The sequence below is a fragment of the Hydrogenophaga sp. genome (genome assembly GCF_031426985.1).
Classification (GTDB): Bacteria; Pseudomonadota; Gammaproteobacteria; order Burkholderiales; family Burkholderiaceae_C; genus Hydrogenophaga.
The window spans coordinates 1,171-4,774 of sequence record NZ_JASJOY010000090.1 but is presented as its reverse complement, the minus strand read 5'-3'; the positions used below and the strand labels follow the sequence as shown (position 1 = coordinate 4,774).

Below are 3,604 nucleotides of genomic sequence, written 5' to 3'. Positions count from 1 at the left end.
TGGACAGATCTCTGGTGTACCGGTTATCACGCCAGTGGTATTGCCGGGTAGCTAAATCTGGAAGAGATAACCGCTGAAAGCATCTAAGCGGGAAACTCGCCTTGAGATAAGATTTCCCTCAGGCTTCAAGCCTGCTAAAGGGTCGTTCGAGACCAGGACGTTGATAGGCTGGGTGTGGAAGCGCAGTAATGCGTTAAGCTAACCAGTACTAATTGCCCGTGAGGCTTGATCCTATAACATTAAGTTGTTTATAGTGTGACGCAATGCAATCAAAATACTAAAACTTTACTTCTTCCAGATAGAGTTCGTTGATCGAGCGTTAAACCTTCATCAACGAACAGCAAACAGGGCAAACAGCAAAACATCGCTGCGAGCCGAACAGTTTGTCTGACGACCATAGCGAGTTGGTCCCACTCCTTCCCATCCCGAACAGGACAGTGAAACGACTCCGCGCCGATGATAGTGTGGATTACCCATGTGAAAGTAGGTCATCGTCAGACTCCTTACAAACAACAACGCCCTCGTCAATGAGGGCGTTGTTGTTCCAACCGCATTTTGAATAACGAATTGCTTTGGCAAACTTGCAAACAATTCCGGCAAGGTGCTCCATTTTTGATGTTCGCATCAGAATGGGTCGTTAGCTCAGTTGGTAGAGCAGTGGACTCTTAATCCATTGGTCGAAAGTTCGAATCTTTCACGGCCCACCACTAAAACAAGGAGTTGCATAACATGCAGCTCCTTTTTACTTTACCCTGTCAACCAACTGTCAACTGGCGATGGGACTGCTTAGTTATATTTCTTGGTGCCGGCGCGAGGTGAGAAATTGCCATCGGGCGTGGATTTTACTAACAGCTTCATCTATTATGTCGCGCTGGTATATCCGGTTGCAACGAGGTAAAAGGACATGCGGAACCGGCTACCGCGTTACGTCGGATAAATTCACCGAAACGATGCAGGTGCCGGCTGGTCAAACAAAAATATAAGGTAAGTACAAGCGCAGCAAGGTTGCCATGAAGAAATTTACGAATTTGAGGTTGAAGATAGGTTAGTGACCGTTGCGGTCAAAGCAAAGGGGCTTGCGGCGCATGACATAGGAACGGCAGAATGGCGCAAACGCATTGGCATGATTCCGATACGCCCAGTGTAAGAACAACAAGCTTCAGCGGCTCAAGAAACGTAGCGAACAACGTCATGTCGAAGCGCGAAAGAACAACGAACCGGAATGTACAGGTAGTGTAGTGCATGAGGATTTGAGTTTTTAAGCAACGAGGTCTCGATGGTGCGCCGTAGGCATCGAGTTGCGTTAAAGAATTGGCGGGCCTCCCCGCATTGCAGGATAGTGAACCTGGTCAGGTCCGGAAGGAAGCAGCCACAACTAGTTACTGCAAGTGCCGGGGGTAAGGCTCGCCTCCTATTGTGGAGCCATTGGAGAGGGTAATGAAAAAAATCGGTTTGCTGATTTGCATGCTCCTCTTCAGCGGTAGCGTGTCCGCTGTGGATGGAGTGTCCGTTGAACATGGCAATGGGGATTTAGCGGATATGGTGCGTGTCGGCGCCCTCTGGAATTGGAACAAGCAGTGGTCTACTGAAGGCGACTGGTTGGTGACTGGTTTCTGGGAGGTTTCCCTCGGAACTTGGCGCGGGAACAGTGCGGCGGGCAACAGCCAGACTATTGGCGAAGTGGGTATAACTCCGGTCTTCCGCCTGCAACAAAGGAACTTAAGCGGCTTGGCGCCCTATGCGGAAGGGGCGTTTAGCTTTTACTTGATTTCCCCGACTTTTATTAATGCGAACCGCAAATTCGGTAGCTCGTTACAGTTCAGCGAGCACATCGGTTTCGGAGCGCGTTTTGGTGATCACCATGAGTTCGATTTGGGATATTCTTTTCAGCATATCTCTAATGGCGGCATCAAGAAGCCAAATCATGGCATCAACTTCCGCGAAGTCCGTTTCGCTTACCATTTCTGACATGGTGTAACTTGTCAGCCACAACTGTCCTTGCGCGCAAATGGCGTCCTAGAACCTTCGCGCAACTGGCGGGGCAGGAGCATGTCGTTCGCGCATTAAGCAACGCGCTCTCGCAAAATCGCCTGCATCATGCTTACCTGCTTACCGGCACGCGCGGGGTCGGCAAGACGACTATCGCGCGTATTTTTGCCAAGTCGCTGAATTGTGCGACAGGTATTACCGACACGCCGTGCGGGGAATGCAGCGCCTGCAGGGAAATCGACAATGGCCGCTTTGTCGATCTGATCGAGCTGGATGCCGCGTCCAACACTCAGGTCGACAACATGCGCGAATTGCTTGAAAGCGCGTTGTACGCGCCGACCAGCGGACGCTTCAAGGTGTATATCATCGACGAGGTGCATATGCTGTCCAAGTCGGCCTTCAATGCGATGTTGAAGACGCTGGAAGAGCCGCCTGGCCATGTGAAATTCATTCTCGCTACAACTGATCCGCAAAAAATTCCGGTCACGGTATTGTCGCGTTGCCTGCAATTCAATCTGAAGCAATTGCCGCCGGCCTTGATTACGGCTCGTTTGCAGTATGTGCTGGAGCAAGAACAGCTTTCCTTTGAACCCGCGGCAATCAATCTGGTTGCGCGAGCCGCGCAGGGCAGTATGCGCGATGCGTTGAGCCTGATGGATCAGGCGATTGCTTTCTCTGCCGGCAAGGTTGAAGAAGCGGTGGTGCGCGCCATGCTGGGCGCGATAGACCAGGGTTATCTGTTCGAATTGCTGGTGGCATTGCGTGAGCAGAACGGTGTCAAGCTGGTCGAAATTGCCGATAATATGGCCGCGCGCAGCGTGGCATTTGATACGGCTTTGCAGGAGTTGGCGACATTGTTGCATCGCATTGCGCTGGCGCAGACCGTGCCGCAGGCGATTGCCGACGACGAGCCGGAACGCGTCCGTTTGCTGGAATTGGCGCAAGCGTTCACGCCTGAAGAAGTGCAATTGTTCTATCAGATCGCCATACATGGACGCGATGAAATTGATTTGGCGCCAGACGAGTATGCTGGCTTTACGATGACGCTGTTGCGAATGTTGGCGTTTGCACCTGCTAAGGGTATACAACAGCCGATGTTGATTGCGCCTGTTGTTGCCGCGCAAACTAATGCAAAACCTGATGCGACACCCACAAAAACTGCGCTGACCAGCAGGTCGACAAATATCTCTGAAGAACCTGTTTCAACTGGCCGAGTTTCAAGCAGCGGGGCTCAAGGCAGCGATGCTGTATCAGATAACCAGCCGGACTGGGGTGTGTTGTTAACGCAGTTGAATGTGCAAGGAATGGCGCAGCAGTTGGCGAAACACTGCGTGCTGGAAAAATTCTCAGACGGGCAAATTACGCTGCGCTTGTCGCAAGAGCATAAGCATTTGCAAACCAGCAAGAATGCAACCGAGAAATTGCAAGCGGCATTGGCAGATTATTTTGCCAGGCCGATAAGGTTAAATATCGTGTTGGGAAAAGCCGAAACAGCAACGCCTGCACTGATAGAGCATCAGGGCAAGCAACTTAAGCAGCAGCAGGCAAGTGACTCGATTGCACAGGATGATTTTGTGCGCGAGGCTCGAGCAGAGTTGGAAGCCAGTCTAATAAC

Annotated in this window: 2 protein-coding genes, 1 tRNA gene, 2 rRNA genes and 1 other RNA gene; all 6 read left to right on the top strand. The window is 51.4% G+C overall.

What is annotated here, in order from left to right; all coding sequences use genetic code 11:
* Positions 1–233, top strand: a 23S ribosomal RNA gene (locus RMP09_RS11595); the annotation flags it as partial.
* 153 nt (positions 234–386) lie between these two features.
* Positions 387–500: ribosomal RNA gene (rrf, locus tag RMP09_RS11590) — 5S ribosomal RNA — on the top strand.
* Between the two features lie 131 nt (positions 501–631).
* Positions 632–707, top strand: a tRNA-Lys gene (locus RMP09_RS11585).
* A gap of 606 nt (positions 708–1,313) precedes the next feature.
* Positions 1,314–1,412: signal recognition particle sRNA small type (gene ffs, locus RMP09_RS11580), an RNA gene on the top strand.
* A gap of 25 nt (positions 1,413–1,437) precedes the next feature.
* Positions 1,438–1,968, top strand: coding sequence for an acyloxyacyl hydrolase (locus RMP09_RS11575; protein ID WP_310566122.1), 531 nt, complete (start codon positions 1,438–1,440; stop codon positions 1,966–1,968).
* Between the two features lie 11 nt (positions 1,969–1,979).
* On the top strand, positions 1,980–3,604 hold a 1,625-nt coding region (gene dnaX, locus RMP09_RS11570; RefSeq protein ID WP_310566121.1), incomplete at its 3' end, for a DNA polymerase III subunit gamma/tau.

Excerpts from the sequence above, each read along its gene's own strand:
- RMP09_RS11575 (WP_310566122.1), top strand. The coding sequence starts at position 1,438 with ATGAAAAAAATCGGTTTGCTGATTTGCATGCTCCTCTTCAGCGGTAGC.